This window comes from Microbispora sp. NPDC049633 (genome assembly GCF_040675265.1).
Classification (GTDB): domain Bacteria; phylum Actinomycetota; class Actinomycetes; order Streptosporangiales; family Streptosporangiaceae; genus Microbispora; species Microbispora maris.
Genome location: NZ_JBFAOO010000006.1, coordinates 62,872 through 84,711 on the forward strand (window position 1 = coordinate 62,872; position 21,840 = coordinate 84,711).

Below are 21,840 nucleotides of genomic sequence, written 5' to 3' on the forward strand. Positions count from 1 at the left end.
TCCGCTCGTGGTCGGGCCTGGGATCGGCCGGTGGTCTACGTGCCCTCGGGGCGGGCGTCGCCGGTGAAGTGCCGTTCGCACAGCCGCAGCCGGCGCGCGTCCCACACCATGTACGTGCCGAGGACGAGCTGAACGAGGCTGCGCCAGACGTTCTCCCAGTCGTCCCGCAGGCGCATGGACAGCAGCGTCAGGCGCCGGCCCGGCCCGCGCCGCGTGGCCCGCGGGGTGAGGAGGCACGGCCCCCGGTTGGGCAGCGACCGGGTGTGCGCGGCGGTGGAGTCGAGCTCGTACGCCCGCAGGACCTCCCGCACCGCGACCCGCAGGGCGAGCGGGGCGAGCCGCCACGCAGGGCAGGGACGGTTCGCCGGCATGCCGAACGGGATGTGGTTGAGCTCCCTGGCCGGGGCGTGCCCGGGGGCGAAGCGTCCGGGATCGAAGCGCCCGGGATCGGGGAAGCCCGCGCGGTGGAACGCGGGGTAGTCGAAGCACAGCACCGAGCCGGCCGGGATGGCGTTCCCCTCGCCCAGGGGGATGTCGCCCTTGGTGACACGGTGGGCGATGCCGAAGAGCGGGTAGAGCCGCAGCGTCTCCGCGATCACCTGGTCGAGGTAGCGGTCGTCGCCGCTCCGCGCCCCGTCCTGTACGTCCGGATGCCGGGCCAGGGCCATCAGCACGTGGGCCGTGGCCTCCGACATCTGCACGACGGCGGTGGTGAAGAAGGCCCCATGGAGGTACAGCGCCTGCTCCCGGGTCGTCAGGCCGGCCGGGAGCTCGTGCTTCACCCGCGGCAGCGACTCGACGAGATAGGCGGTCAGCCGGTCGCGCCGGTCCATGTGCCGCAGGCCGCAGCACTTGAGCGCGGTCACGACGTCGTCCGCGTTGCCGACGATGAGCTCACGGGCGTGCGGCGGGCAGGGCTCGCCGAAGACGAGCTCGTAGGAGAACTCGGCCCAGGCCGGCATCATCAGGTCGCGCAGCCGGACCATCCCGCGCCCGCCCTCCAGCGCCCGGCCGGCGCACCGGCGGGTGAGCTCCTCCACCTGTGCCCGCGGCAGGGACAGGATGCGGCGGGTGGCCAGGGCGACGGCGTCGTACCGTTCCCCCGCCTCCAGGTGCTCCTGGTGCATCTCGGGCCCCGGTGACAGCCAGTACCAGAACAGGTCGGACAGGACGGCGCCTTCGCTCCGGCCGGAGGCCGCCGGGTGGGAGTAGACCTCCCTGAACCGGTCCACGCCGACCAGGTCGCCGGGGACCGGGATGCTCTCCTCACCGTTGATCCTCGTGAACACCCACCCGCGCAGCACGACGACGCGCCCGGGGAGCCACCGGGGCAGGCTGATCACGACGATGGCCGCGGCCACCCACACCGTCGGCCACACCGTCGCCCGCACCGTCGCCCACATCGCCGTCAGCATCGCCGCACCAGCCCCGGCTCAAGTTCGTGCAGCGAGGCGAGGCCGCACAGAGTGAGCGCGTGCTCGACCTCTTCCCGCAGCAGCGCGAGCACACGGGCGACGCCGCACTCGCCGCCCGCCGCCAGGCCCCAGATGACCGGACGGCCGACCGCGACGGCGGACGCGCCCAGCGCCAGCGCCTTGACCACGTCGGTGCCGCGCCGGATCCCTCCGTCGACCAGCACCGGTACGGCCCCGCCGACGGCGGCCATGATCTCCGGCAGCAGGTCGACGGTGGCCGGGACGGTGTCGAGCTGCCGTCCGCCGTGGTTGGAGACGTACAGCGCCGACACCCCGTGGTCCAGGGCGAGACGCGCGTCGGCGGGATGCGTGACGCCCTTGAGCACGATCGGCAGCCGTGTCATCCGCCGCAGAGCGTCGACGTGCTCCCAGGAGATCGCGGGCGACATGACGATCGGCCGCACCGGCCCGGCGTCGCCGTCGCGCAGGTTCTCGCAGCGCATGCCCTCGGGCAGGTCCTCGAAGCCGTTGCGCACATCCCGGTCACGGCGTCCCCTGGCGGGGGAGTCGGCGGTGACGACCAGCGCCGCGCAGCCGGCCTTCTCGGCACGCCGGACGATCGCCTCGGTGAAGGCCATATCGGGCTGCACGTAGAGCTGGAACCACAGGGTGGCGCCCGGCGCCGCGGCCGCGACGTCCTCGACGGCGACCGTGGCGGCCATGCTCACGATCATGATGGTCTCCGCGGCGGCCGCCGCGCGGGCCGTGGCCTTCTCCCCCTCGGGATGGGCGAGCCGGTGGAACGCGGTCGGCGCCACCAGCACCGGCGTCGCCGCGCGGCTGCCCAGCAAGGTGACCCCGATCCGTGGGATCCCCGCGCCGCGCAGGACCCGCGGCAGCAGCGTCAGCCGGGCGAACGCCGCCTCGTTGGCCTTTAGCGTGACCTCGTCGCCGGCTCCGGCGGCGAAGTAGTCGTAACGGGCGGAGTCCAGCCGGTCGCGGGCCGCCGCCTCGAAGTCCCGCACGCTCGGCAACACGGTCGGCAGCACGGCCGTCACGCCGAGACCGGGAGGCTCTGGCGCTTGAAGAAGTCCCGGAGCGGGCGCAGGTGCACCTCTTCCGAGGTCCAGTCGTTCTCCAGGTTCTCCGTGACGTGGTGGACGGCCTCCACCACACCGCCTCTGTAGCGGCGTACGACCGGGTGGAGATAGTGGCCCTCGTGCGCGCGTTCCGCGTCGCTCTGCCTGATCCGCCCCACCGAGAGGTCGAAAGGGTCGACCTGGTCGTGGTGCGGGCCGTACTCCAGGGTGATCGCGAAGTGGCCCGCGTCGCCGATCGGCGGGCCCTGCAGGCCGACCGGCAGCTCCTCCAGATAGCGCATGCCGCCGAGCCCGTCCGGGACGATCACGTCGGCCAGCACTCCGAACTGCTGCCACAGCGCCGAGCTGCGGTTGACCCGTTCGAGCACGGCCGCCGCGAGCGCGTCCGGATCGGCGGGGAGGTCGCGGCCCGGCCAGGGGACGCCGTGATGCCTGTTCTCCAGCATGCGGTGCAGGGCGCGGACGCCGTACCGGAAACCGTGGATGAACCCGTTGGTGCCGCGCTTGAAGTCGAGCGACTGGGTGATCGTCCCGGCGCAGTGGAGATCGGGCACGTTGACCGACTCGTAGGCCGGGGTCAGCGCGGGGAACCTGTCCCCGATCGTCAGCTCGGGACGGCATTCGGGCGAGAACACGGAGGCGTCGAACCGGAATCCGGTGCAGACGATCACCCGGTCGTACGGGATGTCCTTGGTGACCTCGTCGGCCCGGACGAAGGCCACCGTCACCAGGTAGGAGCCGTCGGCCCGGCGCTCGATGCGCCTGACGTCGCCGTCCAGCACGGCGTTCTGCAACTTGAGCTGATAGGTGTCGAGGAAGTTGTTGTTGGCCGCGCGCAGGTGCCCGACGAAGTGGGTCCGCCAGGCCAGGCGCACCGGGTGCGGTCCGGCCACGTGGACGACCGCCGCCGTCTCGATGAGGTTGTCGGCGGTCTCGAAGGCCGAGTTGGCCTTGCCGATGACGAGCACCCGCATGTCGGTGTAGTCCGCGGGATCGGTCGAGTGGGTGCCGTACTGCTCGGCGGTCTCGATGCCGGGGATGGGCGGGACGTTGGGCCGGGAGACCCCCGTAGCGACGATCACCCGCCGTGCCCGGTACGTCCGGCCGTACTCGTCGGTCACCAGGAACGGGCCTTCGACGTCCGGGCGCGCGACCTCGGCGACCCGCGCGTCGTACGTGACGTGCAGGCCCTGCGTGGCGACGTAGTCCTCCAGGTAGCGGACGAAGTCCTCGGCGGCGGGGAAGTAACGGTCGCTGTAGCGGGTGAACAGGAGACGGGGGTCGTCCGACAGCAGCGAGTTCCAGTCCATCCGGAGGTTGAGCTCCGGGTCGTCCCATCCGGTGTGCTTCTTGTTGATGGAGATGAGTTTCCGATGGCGGGGAAAGGTCCGGAAGAACGCGCCGGGCTCGGGCGCGCCTCGAGAATCCGGTAGCCGCGCCCCGCCCGGTGCAGGAAGTGACCCATCTGCAGGCCCGCCGGCCCCGCGCCGATCACCAGGTAGTCCAGGATGTTGTCCGGCACTGACGCCTCCCTCACTGGGGTGGTTGAAGTTTCACCAGTGTTGGCGGGCGATTCTCAGAGCTGTATCAGAGCGCCGAGGACAGATGCCGTTCCACCAGGGCACGCTTGTCCGGTTTCCCGCTCGGCGCGACCGGCACGGAGGTGACCGCCGTGATCGTCCGGGGGACGCTGTCCGCGCCCAGCTCGGCGCGCACCAGCTCCGCCAGGGCGGCGTGGTCCGGGGCGCGGCCCGGAGCGGGGACGACGAAGGCGTGAACGGCCTCTCCGGTCCGCTCGTCCGGCGCGCCGGTCACGTACGCCTCGGCCACGTCGGGGTGACCGGCGAGCGCCCGCTCTATTGGACCGGCGTAGACGACGATCGCGTTCACCATGATCACGTCCCTGGTCCGGCCGGCCAGGTGCAGCAGGCCGGCCTCGTCGAGGTGACCGAGATCGCGGGTGCGCAGCCAGCCGTCCCGCAGCACGTCGCGGGCCTCCTCCGGCTGGTTCCAGTAGCCCGCCATCAGGTACGGGCTGCGCACGTGGATCTCTCCGGTGTCTCCGGTCGCGACCGGGCGGCCTTCCTCGTCGCGCACGCTGATCTCGACACCGGGGTGCGGGCGGCCGACCGAGGTGGGCGCGTCGCGGCCCTCCTCTGGCGTGAGCATGGAGATGGCGCCGGCCTCGGTCGCGCCGTACACGACGTGGACGACGGGGCCCAGCCGGTCCAGCGCCTCCAGCAGCCGATGCGGGCTGAGGGGCGACCCGGAGACCGTCAGCGCGCGCAGGCTGCCGAGGTCGACCGGCTCCTCCCGGAGCAGGTCGAGCATCTGGCACAGCCGGGGCACGGTCACGATCGCGCCGGTGATCCGGTGCCGCTCGATCGCGTACGGGAACAGCGGCCGGCCGTCCTCCTCGGGAATCACCGCGGTGCCGCCCCCGAGCAGGCACGGCGCCAGGAACTCCAGCACCACCAGGCTGGACAGGGTGCCGAAGAGCATGTAGCGGTGGAAGGACTCGCCGAATCCGGGCGCTGTCGACGACCAGCCGCGAAGTGCGGACCAGTGCGCCGCCAGGGCCCGGTAGGTGAGCACGCAGCCCTTCGGCCTGCCCGTGCTGCCGCTGGTGAAGGTCAGCAGGGCCACGTCGTCCGGGCGTGCCGTCACGGCGGGAAAGCGGTCGTCGCCGCTGTAGGCCAGGAGGTCGGCCGCGCCGGGGACCGGCCCCAGCGACAGCAGCGTGGCCGGCCCGGCAGCGCGGAGCAGGTCCGGTGTCGCCGTCGACCGGTCGAGGACCACCGCGTCGCCCCCCGCGCCGAGGACGTCGGCGAGCTGACCGGGCGTGTACCCGGGCTTCACGCTCACGACTCGGCAGCCCAGCACGTGCGCGGCCATCTGGGCGGCGAACCCTTCCGGTGACAGCCCGGTGCGGACGGCGACTCCCTTGCCGGGGCCGAGCCCCGCATCGCGCATCGCGCCGGCCATCCGCCCGATGAGCTCCAGCAGCTCGCCCCTGGAGACGATCCTGCCGCCCACTTCGAAGGCGGGAGTGCCGGGCGAGCCTCGCAGCGCCTCCAGCAGCAGGTGCGGGAACGCGCCGGCGGCGTGCTCAGGCCCGCTGTGGCCGGCAGGCCCGCCGCTGTCATGGTGAGTGGCGCGGGTGACGGGATCGCGCATGTCCGGCTCCTTCGTCTCGCGAGGCACCCGCCCGCGGCGACGACACGACCCGCCGGGGCGCGGGCGGCCGGTGGCCCACCGGCTGTCGCGACGGTAGGCGGCACAGATCAGAGCCGGATCAGAAACGACCCCGTGAGCCAGGAGCTCAGCCCATCGCGAGCATCATCGGAGCGAACATGCGGGCCCGGTCGCCGGGGAGCGCCCTGCCGCCGTGGACCATGAAGGACGTCGAGAACGCCTGTGCCACGCCCCGCTCGCCGAGCCAGGCCAGCAGGCTCGGCCGGGTGCGCTCGACCTCGATCCGCACCAGGCCTTCGGCGTTCCGGGCGAGGTCCGTGACGAGCGCGCGGGCGTCCGCCTCGCCGCCCGCGACCACCGGCCCGATGAAAAGCGTGTTCATGCTGCGCCACGACACGGCGTAGCCGGTCGGCCCCGTCTCGTCCTCGACGACCCTGATCTCCTCGGCGAAGGCGAACAGCCGCGCCAGCAGCGCGGCCCGGTCTGCGCCGAAGACCTCCGCGTCGAGCGCGAGCAGGGCGTCGAGATCGGCGTCGAGGTCGGCCGGCCGCGACAGAACGGGGTCGCCGCCGGGGCGCAAGCGCCCCACGCGCGCCTCGGTCACGCCCAGCGTCTCGAATCCGAGCTTCTCGTACAGCGGCCGGCCGAGCTCGGTGGCCCAGAGGAAGACGGCCGCGTCACCGGCCGTGCCGAGCACATGCGTCATCAGCCGGCGGCCCAGCCCGCGCCCGCCGTACCGGGTGGCGACGAGCATCATGCCGATGCCCGCCGCGGCCGTGCCGTACCGGGTCAGCGTGACCGTGCCCGCCAGCTCTCCCGACGGCGCGTCGATCGCGTAGACCTCGGCGTTCTCCAGGAGGAACAGCCACTTGCGCTCCTCCCGGGCCCAGGCCCTGTCCTGGCTGAGGGCGAGGCACCCATCCAGGTCCTCGGGTCCAAGGCGGCGGACCGGAAGCTCGGCGGCCGGTGTGGTGAGCGGGTCGGGCATGCGCGCGCGTCCTTGTCCGCACCGGTTCACGGCCCCGGCGCTCGTGGCGGCCTCCGAGGCTAACCGCATCCCCGCCCTGTGGATACCGGATTTTCCTGGCCACGGCGCCGGGAAAAGGGCTCGCCGTGCATGACCGGTGCGGCACGCCGCCGGGCGGGGTGCGGCACAGCCGTACGAGCCTGACTCAGGCCGCTTCTCGCCCCCGCCTGCCCGCGTACCCGGCACTGGCGGCAAGCACGACGGCGAGCAGCAGATAACCCCAGCTCAGGGACAGCGCGGTCGCGACCGCGCCGACGAGGAGCGGGCCGCCCGCGTCGCCGATCTCCCGGCCCACCTCGGCGCTCCCCATGGTCTGGCCCATGCGTTCGGGCGGCGTGGCGCCGGCCAGCACGGTGAACCCGAGCGGGGTGACCAGCCCGATCCCCACGCCCGCCGTCGCCGCCGCGAGGAGCAGCGGAGCCACGCCCGGGACGGCCGCGAGCGCGAAGGCCGCCGCGCAGAGCAGCAGCCCGGCGGCCAGGCCGCGGACCGCGGTGACTCTCCCCGCGTCGAGCGCCCGGCCCGCGAGGGGCTGGGCGACGGCGGCGCACGCGGCCAGCAGGGAGACGGCCGCGCCGGTCACGACGGGCCCGAGCCCGTCCGCCCGGCCGGAGACCGGCAGGAAGCCGACCCCTGCCGACAGCGCCGCCGTCCCCGCCGCAAGGGCTGTCACCGGCCGCAGGAATCCGGGATCGGCGAGCCGCCTGGCGAGGTCGCCCACGGTCTGCCGGGCACGCGGCAGCGGGGGCACCCGGGGCACCGCGAGGGCCGCCCAGCAGGCCACCACGGCGGCCAGCACGGCCATGACCGCGAACAGCGACCCCAGGCCGCCGGCCACGACGACCGCCCCGCCGAGGAGCGGCCCGAGGGTGTAGCCGATGCTCTTGTAGAAGCCGTACGAGCCGAAGGCCCGGCCCCGCGCGTTCTCCGGCGTCAGGCGCGCGACCAGCGCGGACGCCGAGGGTGAGAACGCCGAGGCCGCGGCGCCCTGCCCCAGCCTCGCCGCCAGGAGCCACCAGGTGTCCGCGGCGCCCTCCGGCCCGGCCGCCAGCGCGTACGCGCCCGACGCGAGGACGAACGCGACGAGGCCGCCCACGAGCACCGGGCGCGGCCCGATCCGGTCGGCCAGCGTGCCGAACGCCGGTTTGAGCACGATCTCGGCGCCGTCGTAAAGGGCGAGCAGCACGCCCAGCCGGAGCAGGGACGCTCCCGCGCCGTCATCCGTCACCGCGAGGTTCGCCGCGATGCCGTGCGCGCCGAAGGCCGTGGTGAACCCGGCGGCGTACAACGGCCACAGGCGCGCGCCGTTCAAGTGCCTCAGGCCAGGCGCGGCGGGAACCCGCCGGTGGCGACCGGTCCCCAGGACGTCGGGGTGATCCGCACCAGCGACTTGCCCTGGCGGACCATGGCCGCGCGGTACTCCTCCCAGTCGGGGTGCTCACCGGAGATCGACCGGTAGTACTCGACCAGCGGCTCCAGGGCCTCCGGCAGGTCGAGCACCTCGGCGGTGCCGTCCACCTGCACCCACGGCCCGTCGAAGTCGTCGGACAGCACGACCACGCTCACCCGCGGGTCGCGGCGGGCGTTGCGGGTTTTGGCGCGTTCGGGGTAGGTCGACACGACGATGCGGCCCGCGGCGTCGACTCCACACGACACGGGGGACGCCTGGGGGCCGCCGTCGCGTCTCGCCGTGATCAGGATCGCCCGGTGGCGATCACGGACGAAGTCGAGCAACTGCTCACGGGACACCTTCTCGGCGGTCGCGATCCTCGGACTCATGCCGTAACTCTATTGACCATCCGGGACTCGCCCACGAGGGGTGCGGCTCCTGTCCCACCGGGCATACGCGGGCGGGCCGGGCCTGGGACGTGATCTCCCTGCACGAGTGAGGGTTTACCCGCCCTCTACCTGTCCTCCACCCCCTACCTACGTATCCCTCGAACAGGTATCGATACGGGTGTTTTCCCCCTCCTCACCCCAAGGAGCGAGAAGGCAGTCTGAAAACGTCTCAAAGAGTGCATGAGAGCCAGGGGGACCGATCATGTGCCAGCACCACCCGCACTGCCCGCCGGCGGACGCGCCCGACCGTGACGCGGCCTGTCTGATCGCCTTCCACCCGGAGCAGGGATGGGGCCTGCTCTGCAACGGCGTGGTGCTCTTCGACGACAGCGGCGAGCTCATGCCGGACGGTCGCAGCATCCCGGCCCGCGCCTCACTGGGGTGTGCCGCATGAGCGCGCGAACCAGGCAGCACAGCGTCTGGCGAGGTGCCGAATCGAGCGCCTCCCGCATCTTCGAACTCCGAGCCGAAGGCGAGGAGAAGTCATGACCATGCTCTACTCCCCCGTCCGGGACGAATCACGGTCACTCGCGCACGGGGGCGACGTGCCCGCCGCGCGGCAGCGCCGGCACTCCTCGGTCCGACACCGCTTGGAGACGCTGCGGCAGCGCGTCGGCGACCTCACGATCCAGCTCGTGGACGAGCCCGACGTCGACGAGGCCTCCTGGCGGCTGCCCGCCCATCCCGCCTCCGTCGGGCGGGCCCGGCGGCTGACCCGCGAGCGTCTGCGCACGTGGGATATGGAAAAGCTGTCCGACACGGTGGAGTTGCTGGTGAGCGAGCTGGTCACCAACGTGCTCTGCCACACCTGCTGCGGCGACCTCGTCGTACGGCTGTCGGCCGTCGAGGGGCTGCTGCGCTGCGAGGTGGAGGACTGCGACGGCGCGCTCCCCGAGGTGGCCCGGCCCTGCGCCGGTGACGAGAACGGCCGCGGCCTGCTGCTGCTCGACTCGCTGGCCTGCTGCTGGGGCGCGCAGCGCACCCGCCGCGGCAAGATCATGTGGTTCGAGTTGCCGGCGTACGCCCTTCGCTGACCGGCCCGTCCGCGCCGTCCGCCCTGTCCGCGGCCGGGCCGTCGGGCCGTTCGCTCAACCGCTCCTTGATCCAGGCGGCCACCTGGGCACGGGACTTGAACCCGAGCTTGTCGAGGATGTGCTCGATGTGGCCCTCCGCGGTGCGCTGGGAGATGACCAGCCGGCCGGCGATGTCCTTGTTGCTCAGTCCCTCGGCGACGAGGTGCGCGATCTCCGTCTCCCGGCGCGTGAGCGGTGTGATCCGGCCCTCGAACGGCGCGGGCTCGCGGGCGGCGGGTGTGCGTTCCCGCAGCGCGTAGGCCAGGGCCTCGTCCCGCGTCAGGGCCGCGCCCCGGGCCGTCTCGGCCTGGAAGTCGCGCTCGCCCAGCGCCTCGCGCGCGGCCGCGACGCAGTCGTCGTGACAGCCGCTCATGTAGCGGAACTCCCCCAGCCGCGCGCCGGCGGCCCGCCAGGAGGTCTGCACGACGCCGAGCAGCCGGGCCGCCCGCTCGTACCTGTGCTCGTCCGCGGCGAACCAGGCGTGGACCTCCAGGTTCATCCCCATGCCGAGCTGGTCGCCCACGGCCGTGATGTAGCGCAGGCTCTCGTTGTTCATCTCGCAGGCCGCGCGCATGTCGCCCCTGCGCCAGGCGTCGATCGCCAGCGCCAGCAGCGCGTACGCCCGGTGCCAGCCCTCGCCGTACAGGTCGCACAGGGCGATGCACTCCTCGGCGAGGTCGCGGGCGGCCGGGCGGCCCAGGAACGCGTTGGCCAGGGCGAGCCGGTTGATGGACAGCGCGAGGCCGATGGGGTTGCCGACGGTGCGGTGGGCGGCCGCGGCCTCTTCGTACCGCCGCATGCCGGTCTCCAGGTCGCCCCCGCAGACCGCCGCCATGCCCGACAGGAACGCGATGTAGCCGCGCGTCACCCGCAGCCCGAGCCGCTCGGCGATCGCCGTGGCCTCCTCCAGCCGTGCGAGCGCGGTGGCGTGGTCGTCCCGGAGCAGGGCGATCCAGGCGCCCGCCCACAGCGCGTGGGCGCGCACCTCGCCGGGTTCGGTCGCGGCGGCCAGGCTCCGGTCGAACCAGCCGGCCCCCTCCGACAGGTGATAGCCGCTCCAGTGGTAGAGCAGCTCCGCGGTCATCGCCAGGCCCGTCTCCGCCTCCCCGGGCTCGCGCAGCGACCAGTCCAGCGCCTTTCGGAGGTTGGCGTGGTCCCGCCGCAGGCGCTCCGCCCACGCCTGCTGGGCGGCGCCGAACAACTCGGCCCAGGCCCGTGACGTGATCTTCCGGTAGTAGTCGCGGTGCCGCCGGTGCAGCGTCGCCTCGTCCCCGGACGCGGCCAGCAACTCACGGCCGAACCGCTGGACGGTGTCGAGCAGGCGGTAGCGGACCACCCCCTCGGACTCCCGCCGCAGCAGCACCGACTTGTCGACCAGCCCCGCGACGAGTTCGAGCACGTCCTCACGCGCGATGCCGTCGCCCGCGCACACGTGCTCGGCGGCCTCCAGGTCCAGGCCCCCGGCGAAGACCGAGACACGCTGCCACATCAGCCGTTCCTGCTCGGTGCACAGCTCGTAGCTCCACTCGAACAGCGCGCGCAGCGTACGCTGCCGGGGCAGTGCGGCCCGCGACCCCCCGGTCAGCAGCCGGAACCGGTCGTCCAGCCGTTCCAGCACCTGCCGCACCGACAGGGCGCGCAGCCGTACGACGGCCATCTCGATCGCCAGGGGCAGGCCGTCCAGCCGGCGGCAGATCTCGGCCACCACCTCCTCGTTCTCCTCGGTCACCTCGAACTCGGGCACCACCGCCGCGGCCCTCTCGGCGAACAGACGGACCGCGTCCGACTCGGCGAGCGGCACCGCGGAGTCGCCGTCGGGCGCGGGCGTCGACAGCGGCGCCAGCTCGACGATCCGCTCGCCGTCGATGCCGAGCGCCTGCCGGCTCGTGGCGAGGACACGAAGGCCGGGAAGCGTGCGGACCAGCGTGTCCACGAGCATCGCGCACTGTGCGAGGACGTGCTCGCAGGTGTCCAGCACGATCAGGGTCTGCCGGTCCCGCAGGCGTTCGACCAGCGCGTCCAGCGGCGGGCGGGCCGAGTAGTCGGTGACCGACAGCGCCTCGCCCACGGCCTGCACGAGCAGAGCGGGATCTTCAAGCGCGGCCAGCTCGACCAGCCGTACGCCACCGGGGAAGCTCCTGCGGACCTCCTCGGCCGCCCGCAGCGCGAGGCGGGTCTTGCCCACCCCGCCCGCCCCGACCACGGTGACCACGTGCGAGGTCCCCAGCAGGCGTTTGAGCTCGGCCAGCTCGTGCCGGCGCCCGACGAAGCTGGTCACCTCGGCGGGCAGCCCGGCCGGTTCCCCTCCGGCACCCCTAGTTCGCATAGCGGTCATGAGCCCACGCCGCCCCCGTCGTCCGGTGCGCCACGACGCTGTGGCACATACCACCGTACAAACCACGCCCCGGACCTGCCGGAGCGCCCCGGTGGAGCTCAGCCCTTCATCCGCCGCAGGATCTGCTCCCGCCTGACCTGCAGGTCGTCGATGAGCGCCTCCTGCTGCTCGACGTTGGTCAGCAGCGTGGATCTCTCCGCCATGTCCGTCGGCGCGTCCCAGCTCTGCCCGATCTCCTCGCGCATCTGCGCGGCCTGCTTGCGCAGACGCTCGATCTGGGCGTCCACCTCCTCGAGTTCCTTGCCGAGCTCAGCGTCGTCCATGCCTCACCGTCCCGTTCGGTCACTCGCGTTCGTGATGGCGCGTTCGTCCACCACATTCCACGAGGACGGGAAACTATTCGGCGACGGCGGCAGGGAGGTAGACGGTTTCGCCGGTGTCGCGGGCCCGCTGGGCGGCCGTCAGCCGGGCCACCAGATAGGCCGGCATGAGGGAAACGGCCTGGTCCGCGGTGAAGAACCCGTAGTCGTCCAGCTCCTCCTGCTGCAGGACCACGCCCGTGCCGTCCTGAAACGTCCCGCAGTCGAACAGGAAGTGCACCAGCGGGATCGGCCGGTCGTCCAGCGGCGGCACCCACTGGACCACGAGCAGGCGGCCCACCGGCCGGGTGAGGCCCAGCTCCTCGGCCAGCTCCCGGCCGCAGGCCGCCTCGGGTGACTCGCCCTCGTCGACGTGGCCGCCCGGCCAGCCCCAGTGGTCGCGGTAGCCCGGCTTGACGAGCAGGACCCGGTCCGAGGAGTCGGTGATGAAACCGGCCGCCGCGGCGGCCACCTTGAACAGCCCCGCGTAGAAGGCGTCCGCGGGGATCATCGCAGCTCCGATCTCATGCCCTGAGCCTAGTCGGGGATGTCCCCTAGATCGCGGGGATGAGGGCCGTACGCCCCGGGCAGTACGCGCGATCTGGTCTCCGGGTCCGATGTGCCGCCCTTGATCGTTTCCTACCGTCGAAGCGGACGTAAAAGGGGAGGTCATGGGACGCCGCAGGAACATCGCCGCCACCATCGGCGGCTGGAGCGCACGCCATCGGTGGTGGGCGCTGCTCATCTGGGTCGCCTTCGTCGCCGTCGCGACGGTCGGGGGCAACGCCGTGGGCACCACCGAGATGCGCGGCTACGAGTCCGCTAACGGCGACTCGCGCCAGGCCGGGCAGATCCTCGACGGCGCCAGGTTCCCGAACGTGGCCGGCGAGGTGGTGCTGGTCCAGTCGCGTACGGGGACGCTGACGGTGACGGACCCGGCCTTCCGCCGGGCCGTCGAGGACGTCAAGAAGGCCGTCGAGGCCACCGGCCAGGTCGAGCACGTGCGCACGCCGTACGACAAGGAGCCCTCGCCGGTGACGCGGGACCGGCGGACGACGCTGGTCCAGTTCGACATGAAGGGCGACGGCGGCACGGCGGAGGAACGGGTCCAGCCCGTGCTCGACGCGGTGGCCAGGGTGCAGGGGGCGCACCCTGACCTGCGCGTGGAGGAAGCCGGCGCCGCCAGCTCCGAGAAACTGATCGGCGAGGCGGTCGACGCGGACTTCGTCCGCGCCGAGCAGCTCTCGCTGCCCATCACGATCGGCATCCTGCTCGCGGCGTTCGGCGCGCTCCTGGCGGCGGTCGTCCCGGTCGCGCTGGCGATGACGGCGATCTTCGCGGCCACCGGCCTGCTGGCCTTCACCAGCCATCTTCTGCACGTCGACTCGGCCACCACCAACGTCATGCTGCTGATCGGCCTGGCCGTCGGCGTCGACTACTCGCTCTTCTACATCATGCGCGAGAGGGAGGAGCGGGCGAAGGGCCGCGACAAGAAACGGTCCATCGAGATCGCCGCGGCCACGTCGGGACGCGCCGTGCTGATCTCCGGCATCACCGTCATCGTGGCCATGGCGGGCATGTTCCTCACCGGCAACGGCATCTTCATGGGCTTCGCCGAGGGCACGATCCTCGTGGTGCTCACGGCCGTCGTGGGTTCGCTGACCGTGCTGCCCGCGCTGCTCTCACTGATCGGCGACAAGATCGACGCGCGGCTGATCCACGGCACGGCGCGCGTCCTCAGCGGCGGCCGGCTCACCTGGCGGCGGATCCTCGGGGTGCGCGGCGGTGAGAGCCGCGTGTGGGGCGCGATCCTGCGGCCGGTGTTGCGGCACCCGCTCATCTCCGTCGTCCTCGCGGGCGGGCTGCTCGCCGCCCTGGCCATCCCGGCCTTCGGCCTGAAGACCGGCACCCAGACCATCGACGACCTCCAGGGCGACTACCAGATCGCCGAGACGTTCAAGCGGATCGACAAGGCGTTCCCCGGCGGCAACGAGCCGGCGGTGGTCGTGGTCAAGGCGGCCGACGTGACGACGCCGGCGTTCACCGCGAAGATCGAGGACTTCAAGCGGCAGGCGCTGGCCACGGGCGAGGCCAACGAGCCCTTCGCCGTCGCCGTCAACCCGGACAAGACGGTCGCGAGAATCAGCATCGGCATCAAGGGCACCGGCGCGGACGAGGTCTCCGAGCACGCGATCCGCACCCTGCGGGAGAAGGTCCTCCCGGCCACGCTGCCCGGCGCTCACGTCACCGGCAACACGGCCGGCTCGATGGACTTCAACGAGCAGCTCACCCGCCGCATCCCGCTGGTGTTCGGGTTCGTGCTGCTGCTCGCGTTCGTGCTGCTGCTGGTCTCGTTCCGCTCGGTGGTCGTGGCGGTCAAGGCCATCGTGCTCAACCTGCTGTCCGTCGCCGCGGCGTACGGCGTGCTCGTGCTCGTCTTCCAGAAGGGGTACGGCGAGAGCCTGCTGGGCTTCCAGTCGACGGGCACGATCACCAACTGGCTGCCGCTGTTCCTGTTCGTGATCCTCTTCGGGCTGTCGATGGACTACCACGTCTTCATCCTCAGCCGGATCAGGGAGGCGTACGACAAGGGCATGAGCACCGAGGACGCCGTGTCGTTCGGGATCAGGAGCACGGCGGCCGTGGTGACCAGCGCCGCGCTCATCATGGTGGCGGTGTTCGCGACGTTCGCCACGCTGTCGCTGCTGACGTTCATGCAACTGGGCGTCGGCCTGGCGGCCGCCGTGCTCATCGACGCGACGATCGTGCGCGCGGTGCTGCTGCCCGCGACGATGAAGCTGCTCGGCGACTGGAACTGGTACCTGCCGCGCTGGCTCGACTGGCTGCCCCGGTTGTCGCACGGCGACGACGAGCCCGAGGAGGCCCCCGAGGAGCGGGTTCCCGCCCTCGTCTGACACTCCGGCCCGCAAGCGCCGGAACGGTGATCCTGCCGTTCCGGCGCATCGCCGTTCATCGGGCTCTTTCGTGTGGACCGTTCTCGCGCGAAATTCCCGGTAAGTTACCGGCGACGGGGGCGCTTGGTATCAGGGCAGCGACGGAGGCGTCATGACGAAGAACGACCCGACCGAAAACAAGGAAAAGGACTTCTTCGTCACCTATAACGGCAAGGACGAAACCTGGGCGACCTGGATCGCGCGGACCCTTGAGGACGCCGGCTACACCACGACCATCCAGGCCTGGGACTTCCGGCCCGGGGACAACTTCATGGCGGGAATGGACAAGGCGTTGTCCGGCTGCCGCCACGTTCTGGGCGTGCTTTCTCCCCATTACCTGAGCTCCATGTTCACCCAGGCCGAATGGACCGCGGCCTATCGTCAGACGCTGCTCGGCAAAGAACGTGGATTCATACCGGTGCGGGTGGCCGAATGCGATGTCACCCCGTTGCTCGGACCGCTGGTCTACATCGATCTGGTGGAAGTCGAGGAGGCCGAGGCGCGGGACCGGCTCCTGGCCGGGGTCTCCCCCTCGATCGCCCGGACCCCGCGCGTTCCCGGATTCCCCGGCGGCGCACGCCGGTGAGTCTCGACGACTACACCGCGGACTTCTTCGTCTGTCACGCGGACGCCGATGTCCAGTGGGCGGAGTGGATCGGAGCGGAGCTGGAAGGCGCCGGCTACGGCGTGGTCCTCAAGTCGTGGGACTTCCGGCCTGGGCACAACCTGCTCGCGAAGCTCGACGAGGCCCTGGCCAAGAGCCGCCACACGCTCTGCCTGCTGTCGGAAGCCGACGAGGCCGTCCAAGCGGCCGCACGGGCCGCCGCGCAGCTTCAGGAGGTGGAGGGCAAGGACCGGGCTCTCATCCCCGTCCTCCTGGCCGAATGCGAGAGGCCGCCGCTACTGGCCGCGTACGTGCCGATCGACCTGCGCGACGTGAGCCGCGAGGACGGCGGGGACGAGGCCCGGCGGCGCCTGCTGGCCGGAGTGGCCGAACGCGCCGAACGCGTGGCGAGCGGAGGCTTTCCCAAGGCAGCCGGGAAGCGTGTGCGGTTTCCCGCCGCCGACCCGGAGGCGTGGCAGCTGCGCGGGCAGCGTCCGAACCCGGATTTCGTCGGGCGTGACGACGAGCTCACGGACCTCTACCGCGCGTTCCGCGCGAACCGCCCGGCCTCCGCCATCCAGGCGATCACCGGACTTGGCGGCCTGGGCAAGACCCAGCTCGCCATCCAGTACGCCTTTCGGTACGGCAACGGCTACGACGTGGTGTGGTGGGTGCGGGCCGAGGACCCGACGACCCTGCGCGGGGACTACGCGGAGCTCGCCAAGAAACTGGGCCTGCCGTTCGACCAGGACGACCAGGCGATCCCGGCGCTCCGTCAGACGCTCCACCGCCGCCGCGACTGGTTGCTGATCTTCGACAACGCCGAGGACCCGGAGCAGATTTTCCCGCTCCTCCCGGACCGGATCACCGGCCACGTGCTGATCACTTCCCAGTTGCGCAATTGGCGGCATGCGGAGACGCGGCACCTGGAGGTCCTGCCGACCGCGGCCGCTGTGGAATACCTACAGCGGAAGGGCAAGGTCACCAACACGGACACGGCGCGAGAACTGGCGGAGGCCCTGGGCGGCCTGCCTCTCGCGCTGGCCCAGGCGGCCGGCGTCATCGCCGAGGGCATGTCGGCGGCCGACTACCTCGCCCAGTTGCAGCGGCAGTCGCCGGAACTGTTCACGCGGGGCCGGGCCGGGGACAACGAGACGACGATCGCCTCGACCTGGCGGGTGTCCTTCGAACGGCTGGCGTCCCAGTCCGTCGCCGCGGTCGCCCTGCTTCGCCTCGCCGCGTTCCTCGGGGCCGAGGCCATCCCGCTGTCCCGGCTCGCCCCGGTGCCGGACATGCCCGCCGACCTCGCCGAGGCCCTCACCGACCCCTTACGCCGCCACGATGTGACGCGGGCCATGGGTCAATACTCGCTGGCCGACACCGAAGACGGTCTGCTGTCCATTCACCGCATCGTGCAAGCGGTCACCCGGGCCGAACTCGGCGAGGAGGAACCGCGCTGGGCGGGGATCGCGCTGGCCACCGTCGCCGTGGCCTTCCCCGACGACGTACGTCACCCGGACTCATGGCCCGACTGCGAGACGATGCTCGCCCATTCCGTCGCCGCCGCACAGCACGCCATACGGCTCGGTGTCGCACCGGCGGAAACGGTCGACCTTCTGGACCGGGTCGCCCGATATTTACTGGAGCGGGGCCGTTTAGGCCATTCCGAGGCGATACTCGAAGAGGCCCTGACCGTGGCAGGGCGGCTCCCGGAGACTGCAGTGGAGTATCTCCGCTGCCGCAACACCCACGGTCTGCTCCAGGTGGCGCAGGGCCGGTTCGCCGCGGCTTTGAAAACCCAGGAGAGAGTGTACGAGGCCCGAGTCCGCACGCTCGGGCCTGACCACATCGACACCCTCCGTGCCGGCCGGGACCTGGTGGAGGCACTTTATCGCCAAGGTCACCTGACACAGGCCAAGCGACTGCAGGACCACCTTGTCCAAGAGTTCACCGTGACGCTCGGTGGGGACGACCTCGAAACCATCACCGCCGTCGCCTATCAGGCGACCCTCCTGTCCGACGCCGGACAGTACGAAGAGGCTCGAATCCTGGAAGAGCAGGTGCTGGACGCCCGCCGCCGCTTCCTTGGCGACGAACACCCCGACACCCTCACGGCGATGGCCAACCGCGCCGACACTCTCCACTCGCAGGGACACCTCGACCAGGCACACACCCTCAAACAACAGGTCCTCGACGCCCGCCACCAACTCCTCGGCGACCACCACCCCCACACCTTCACCGCGATGGCAGGCCTCGCCTACACCCTCTACTCACAAGGACATCTCGACCAGGCACGCACCCTCGAGGAACAGGTCCTCGACGCCCGCCGCCAACTCCTCGGCGACCACCACCCCCAAACGCTCGACGCGATGGCCAGCCTCGCCGGCACCCTGCGCGACCAGGGTGAACTCCACCATGCACGCACCCTCAACGAGCAGGTCCTCGACGCCCGCCGCCGGCTCCTCGGCGACCACCACCCTCACACCCTCGACGCGATGGCAGGCCTCGCCTACACCCTCTACTCACAAGGTCACCTCGACCAGGCACGCACCCTCGAGGAACAGGTCCTCGACGCCCGCCGCCAACTCCTCGGCGACCACCACCCCGACACCCTCAGCGCGATGGCCAACCTCGCCGCCACCCTCCACTCACAAGGTCACCTCGACCAGGCACACACCCTCAAACAACAGGTCCTCGACGCCCGCCGCCAACTCCTCGGCGACCACCACCCCGACACCCTCAGCGCGATGGCCAACCTCGCCGCCACCCTCCACTCACAAGGTCACCTCGACCAGGCACGCACCCTCAACCAACAGGTCCTCGACGCCCGCCGCCAACTCCTCGGCGACCACCACCCGGACACGCTCCGCGCGATGGCGAACCTTGCCACCACTCTGTGGGAACTGGGCGAGGCAGCACGAGCGCACTCTCTGCTCGGGACGGCCCTCATCCTCAGCGAGCGGGCGTTCGGCAAGAAGCACACGACCACCACCTGGCTCGCTTGGAGGCTGGTGTCCCTGCACAGCGCACCGCACGAGGCGACCAGGAGGAAGGCCCTGGTCATCGAGAACCTGTCCTGGCTCGCCAAGGAGCCATCCAACCGGCTCAGCGGGGAGCAGAAGAGCATCAGAGAGCGCGTGAAGGCGTTCTTCGGCGGCGGCAAGCCGGGCGGGCGCCGCCCGTCCAAGCGCAAGAGGTAATCGCCCGGCCAGCTCCGTCTGCCACATGCCGTTCCCCGGGATAGGGGCAGCCAAGGGGCAAGAAGTACATATCGGTAAAATGCATGCACGTGGTGCAGACGGGCGAGAACAGTCGTAAACCTCTGATCTACTGGACCGCCGGTGTGCTCGCGTACATGGTCGCGGTCTTCCACCGGCAGTCGCTCGGCGTGACGGGGATCGACGCGGCGACGAGGTTCGGGGTCGGATCGGCGGCGCTGTCGACGCTCGCGATGCTGCAACTGCTCGTCTACGCGGCCATGCAGATCCCCGTCGGCGTCCTGGTCGACCGCCTGGGGTCCAAGCGCATGCTGCTCGCCGGCGCGGCGGTCATGGCCCTCGGCCAGCTCCTGTTCGCCGTCTCCACCGGCCTGGCGTCGGCCGCCGCCGGAAGGGTGCTGGTCGGCTGCGGCGACGCGATGACGTTCATCAGCGTGATCCGGGTGGTCAGCGTCTGGTTCCCGCCCCGCCGCAATCCGCTGCTCGTGCAGCTCACCGGCATCATCGGCCAGTTCGGCGCGGTCGTGTCGGCCGTGCCGCTGATCAGCTCACTGCACGCGTACGGCTGGACGCCGACCTTCCTTTCGGCGGCGGGCCTGGGAGTGGTGGCGCTGGCCGTCGTCGCCGCCGGGCTCCGCGACCGCAGGCCCGAGCACGCACCGGCGGCGTCCGGAGTGCGGGCGGCGTGGGCCGAGCCGGGCACCCGCCTCGGGATGTGGACCCACGCCGCCACTCAGTGCTCGTCCGCGGCCTTCACGATGCTGTGGGGCTACCCCTTCCTCGTGCAGGGGCAGGGCCTGTCCCCGCGTACGGCCGGGGTGCTGCTGACCGCGCTGACGCTGCTCGCGATGGCCTGCGGGCCGCTGCTCGGTTATCTGGCCGGACGTTTCCCGCTGCGCCGCTCGTGGATGGTGCTCACGGTCATCGGCGTCACGGCCGGCGCGTGGTCGCTCGTCCTGCTGTGGCCCGGCGGTCATGCCCCGCTGTGGACGCTCGGGCTGCTCATGCTGGCCCTCGCGACGAACGGGCCGGGCTCGGTCATCGGCTTCGACTACGCCCGCACGTTCAACCCGGCCGAGCGTATCGGCGTCGCCACCGGCATCGTCAACGGCGGCGGCTTCGCCACCTCGATGTCACTGATCGCGCTCGTCGGGGTCGTCATGGACCTGCAGAACGACTTCCGCTGGGCGTTCGCCGTGCAGTATCCGATCTGGCTGCTCGGGGCCGTACAGGTCGTCCGGTACAGGACCCGCGCCCGCCGCCGCGCCGCCGTTGACCCCACCCCCGTCCCGGCCCCGGTCCCCGCCTGACCGGAGCCCGTCTTCTCAGAGGGCGTTCGACTCCCGGCTGTCGCGGCCGCTCTCCACGTCCTCCGCTTCGGTGAAGCCGGGGATCGTACCGATTACTTCAGGTACACGAAGGGGTCGGGGAAGTGGGAGGGGGCGAGGACGGCGGCCCGGGCGAGGATGTCCTCGCGCGTCCGTACGGCGAGATCGGTGTCCTCGTCGTACACGTAGGGGATCGCGGGATCGGCGAGCTGGACCGGGTGGAGCACGGCGTCGCCGCTCATGACCACATCCCCTGCCTCGACACACTGGTGGCCCGGCGTGTGGCCCGGCGCGTGCAGCACCCGGACCCCCGGCACGAGTTCGGCGTCGCCGTCCACGACCTCCAGCCTGTCCCGCAGGGGATCGACGATCAGTTCGCGGACCGGGGCGGAGGCCCACTCGACCTCCGACCTCTGCAGCACGTAACGGGCGTTGACGAAGGCGGGAACGCCCTCCACGACCGCGCCGCCCGCGTGGTCGCTGTGCAGATGGGTCAGCACGACCACGTCCACGTCCGCCGGCGCGGCCCCGGCGGCGGCCAGTTCCGCGCCGATGCGCCCGGGCAGCGGCGCCCAGGTCGCGAGCGAGTGCGCGCCGCCGATCCCGGTGTCCACCAGGACCGTACGGCCCGCCGCGCGCAGCAGGTAGCAGTGGAAGTGCAGCACCCACTCCTCGTGGGGGGCGAACGTGGCACCGGGAAACATCTCGGGCAGCGGTTTGCGGACCGGTTCCTTCATCGGGCCGACGGCATCGCAGAGCGGGACGATCTCGACACCGGACACGATTCTCGGCTCATGCGGCATCACACCACCATAGAGGCCGAGTGTCGGTCAGCGGGCGGCGGCCGCGATCGGGATGTAGTCGACGTCGAGGTCGGCGGCGTAGACGGCGCGCTCGCAGTGGGCGCAGCGGTAGAGGATCGGGCCCTCGTCGAGCTCGGTACGGCAGCGCGGGCAGCGGCGGCGGGTGCGGGTCATCTTGGTCTCCCCCTTCGAAAAGCTCCTTGCGTGTCCATGGGAACTCCGGTGGCTTGCCGTACTCCTGCAGACGACTTGTCACCGGTTCGCACTCCGCTTGGGGTGGATGATGGACGGGTGCTCGCCGATGTCATCGACCATCTCGTCTGCCCGGCCTGCGGGACGGCGATCCATCTGGCCGACGGGTCGGTCAGGTGCGCGCGCGGCCACTCCTTCGACGTGGCGCGGCAGGGATACGTGAACATGCTCACCCGCCCGGCAGGCACGGCCGACACGCCCGCCATGGTGGCCGCGCGGGCGCGTTTCCTTGAGGCGGGCCACTACGCCCCGCTGGCCGGCCTAAAGGAAAAGCGCACGCCAGTCGGCCCGGGCCGGCCCGAGGCCGGGCGGCGGGCCACAACGCCCCGCTGGCCGGC

General features: G+C 71.7%; 19 protein-coding genes. 7 read left to right on the forward strand and 12 right to left on the reverse strand.

The window, feature by feature from the left end; genetic code table 11:
• Window positions 1–35: 35 nt before the first annotated feature.
• The 7 genes from AB0J39_RS03300 to AB0J39_RS03330 form a co-directional block, all read right to left on the reverse strand.
• The gene (locus AB0J39_RS03300; RefSeq protein ID WP_363461301.1) at window positions 36–1,415 is read right to left on the reverse strand and encodes a cytochrome P450; all 1,380 of its coding nucleotides are present in this window, start codon (window positions 1,413–1,415) and stop codon (window positions 36–38) included.
• Window positions 1,409–2,473, reverse strand: a complete 1,065-nt coding sequence (locus AB0J39_RS03305) for an alpha-hydroxy acid oxidase (RefSeq protein WP_363461303.1) — start codon at window positions 2,471–2,473, stop codon at window positions 1,409–1,411. Before AB0J39_RS03305 ends, AB0J39_RS03300 begins: the two co-directional genes overlap by 7 nt.
• A complete protein-coding gene (locus AB0J39_RS03310; RefSeq protein ID WP_363461343.1) occupies window positions 2,470–3,879 on the reverse strand; it encodes an NAD(P)-binding domain-containing protein in 1,410 nt (469 codons plus the stop codon). The genes AB0J39_RS03305 and AB0J39_RS03310 overlap by 4 nt, the downstream gene beginning before the upstream one ends.
• 223 nt (window positions 3,880–4,102) lie before the next feature.
• Entirely contained in the window at window positions 4,103–5,692 is a 1,590-nt protein-coding gene (locus AB0J39_RS03315; RefSeq protein ID WP_363461305.1) for an AMP-binding protein, read from the reverse strand.
• A gap of 145 nt (window positions 5,693–5,837) precedes the next feature.
• Window positions 5,838–6,698, reverse strand: coding sequence for a GNAT family N-acetyltransferase (locus tag AB0J39_RS03320; protein WP_363461307.1), 861 nt, complete (start codon window positions 6,696–6,698; stop codon window positions 5,838–5,840).
• A 184-nt stretch (window positions 6,699–6,882) separates the two neighbouring features.
• The gene (locus tag AB0J39_RS03325) at window positions 6,883–8,049 is read right to left on the reverse strand and encodes an MFS transporter (protein ID WP_363461309.1); all 1,167 of its coding nucleotides are present in this window, start codon (window positions 8,047–8,049) and stop codon (window positions 6,883–6,885) included.
• 5 nt (window positions 8,050–8,054) lie between these two features.
• A complete protein-coding gene (locus AB0J39_RS03330; RefSeq protein WP_363461311.1) occupies window positions 8,055–8,516 on the reverse strand; it encodes a PPOX class F420-dependent oxidoreductase in 462 nt (153 codons plus the stop codon).
• Between the two features lie 262 nt (window positions 8,517–8,778).
• On the opposite strand from AB0J39_RS03330, the gene AB0J39_RS03335 reads away from it, so the two are divergent.
• Together AB0J39_RS03335 and AB0J39_RS03340 are read left to right on the forward strand one after the other, a co-directional pair.
• A complete protein-coding gene (locus tag AB0J39_RS03335; protein ID WP_363461313.1) occupies window positions 8,779–8,970 on the forward strand; it encodes a DUF5999 family protein in 192 nt (63 codons plus the stop codon).
• A gap of 91 nt (window positions 8,971–9,061) precedes the next feature.
• On the forward strand, window positions 9,062–9,610 hold the full coding sequence (locus tag AB0J39_RS03340) for an ATP-binding protein (RefSeq protein ID WP_363461315.1): 549 nt from the start codon (window positions 9,062–9,064) through the stop codon (window positions 9,608–9,610).
• Here AB0J39_RS03340 and AB0J39_RS03345 read toward each other — a convergent pair.
• The 3 genes from AB0J39_RS03345 to AB0J39_RS03355 form a co-directional block, all read right to left on the reverse strand.
• Window positions 9,573–11,975 (reverse strand): LuxR C-terminal-related transcriptional regulator, encoded by a 2,403-nt coding sequence (locus AB0J39_RS03345; protein WP_363461317.1) that lies wholly within the window; start codon window positions 11,973–11,975, stop codon window positions 9,573–9,575. The two genes, AB0J39_RS03340 and AB0J39_RS03345, sit on opposite strands and share 38 nt — an antisense overlap.
• Before the next feature lie 107 nt (window positions 11,976–12,082).
• On the reverse strand, window positions 12,083–12,307 hold the full coding sequence (locus tag AB0J39_RS03350; RefSeq protein WP_363461319.1) for a hypothetical protein: 225 nt from the start codon (window positions 12,305–12,307) through the stop codon (window positions 12,083–12,085).
• Between the two features lie 73 nt (window positions 12,308–12,380).
• Entirely contained in the window at window positions 12,381–12,854 is a 474-nt protein-coding gene (locus AB0J39_RS03355; RefSeq protein ID WP_363461321.1) for an NUDIX hydrolase, read from the reverse strand.
• Window positions 12,855–13,014: 160 nt separating this feature from the next.
• Here AB0J39_RS03355 and AB0J39_RS03360 point away from each other — a divergent pair, with 160 nt between their 5' ends.
• The 4 genes from AB0J39_RS03360 to AB0J39_RS03375 all read left to right on the forward strand — a co-directional run bounded on the left by AB0J39_RS03360 (window position 13,015) and on the right by AB0J39_RS03375 (window position 20,429).
• Complete coding sequence (locus AB0J39_RS03360; protein ID WP_363461323.1) at window positions 13,015–15,258, forward strand: MMPL family transporter; 2,244 nt, start codon at window positions 13,015–13,017, stop codon at window positions 15,256–15,258.
• Window positions 15,259–15,409: 151 nt separating this feature from the next.
• Complete coding sequence (locus tag AB0J39_RS03365; RefSeq protein WP_363461325.1) at window positions 15,410–15,883, forward strand: toll/interleukin-1 receptor domain-containing protein; 474 nt, start codon at window positions 15,410–15,412, stop codon at window positions 15,881–15,883.
• A complete protein-coding gene (gene fxsT / locus AB0J39_RS03370) occupies window positions 15,880–19,101 on the forward strand; it encodes an FxSxx-COOH system tetratricopeptide repeat protein (RefSeq protein ID WP_363461327.1) in 3,222 nt (1,073 codons plus the stop codon). Before AB0J39_RS03365 ends, fxsT begins: the two co-directional genes overlap by 4 nt.
• 89 nt (window positions 19,102–19,190) lie before the next feature.
• A complete protein-coding gene (locus AB0J39_RS03375; RefSeq protein ID WP_363461329.1) occupies window positions 19,191–20,429 on the forward strand; it encodes an MFS transporter in 1,239 nt (412 codons plus the stop codon).
• Window positions 20,430–20,521: 92 nt separating this feature from the next.
• On the opposite strand, the gene AB0J39_RS03380 is transcribed toward AB0J39_RS03375, so the two are convergent.
• Entirely contained in the window at window positions 20,522–21,250 is a 729-nt protein-coding gene (locus AB0J39_RS03380) for an MBL fold metallo-hydrolase (RefSeq protein WP_363461331.1), read from the reverse strand.
• Between the two features lie 27 nt (window positions 21,251–21,277).
• The gene (locus AB0J39_RS03385) at window positions 21,278–21,424 is read right to left on the reverse strand and encodes a hypothetical protein (protein ID WP_363461333.1); all 147 of its coding nucleotides are present in this window, start codon (window positions 21,422–21,424) and stop codon (window positions 21,278–21,280) included.
• A gap of 117 nt (window positions 21,425–21,541) precedes the next feature.
• Between AB0J39_RS03385 and AB0J39_RS03390 the strand changes: the two genes are divergently transcribed.
• The coding region (locus tag AB0J39_RS03390; RefSeq protein WP_363461335.1) for a putative RNA methyltransferase at window positions 21,542–21,840 on the forward strand (299 nt) is incomplete at its 3' end.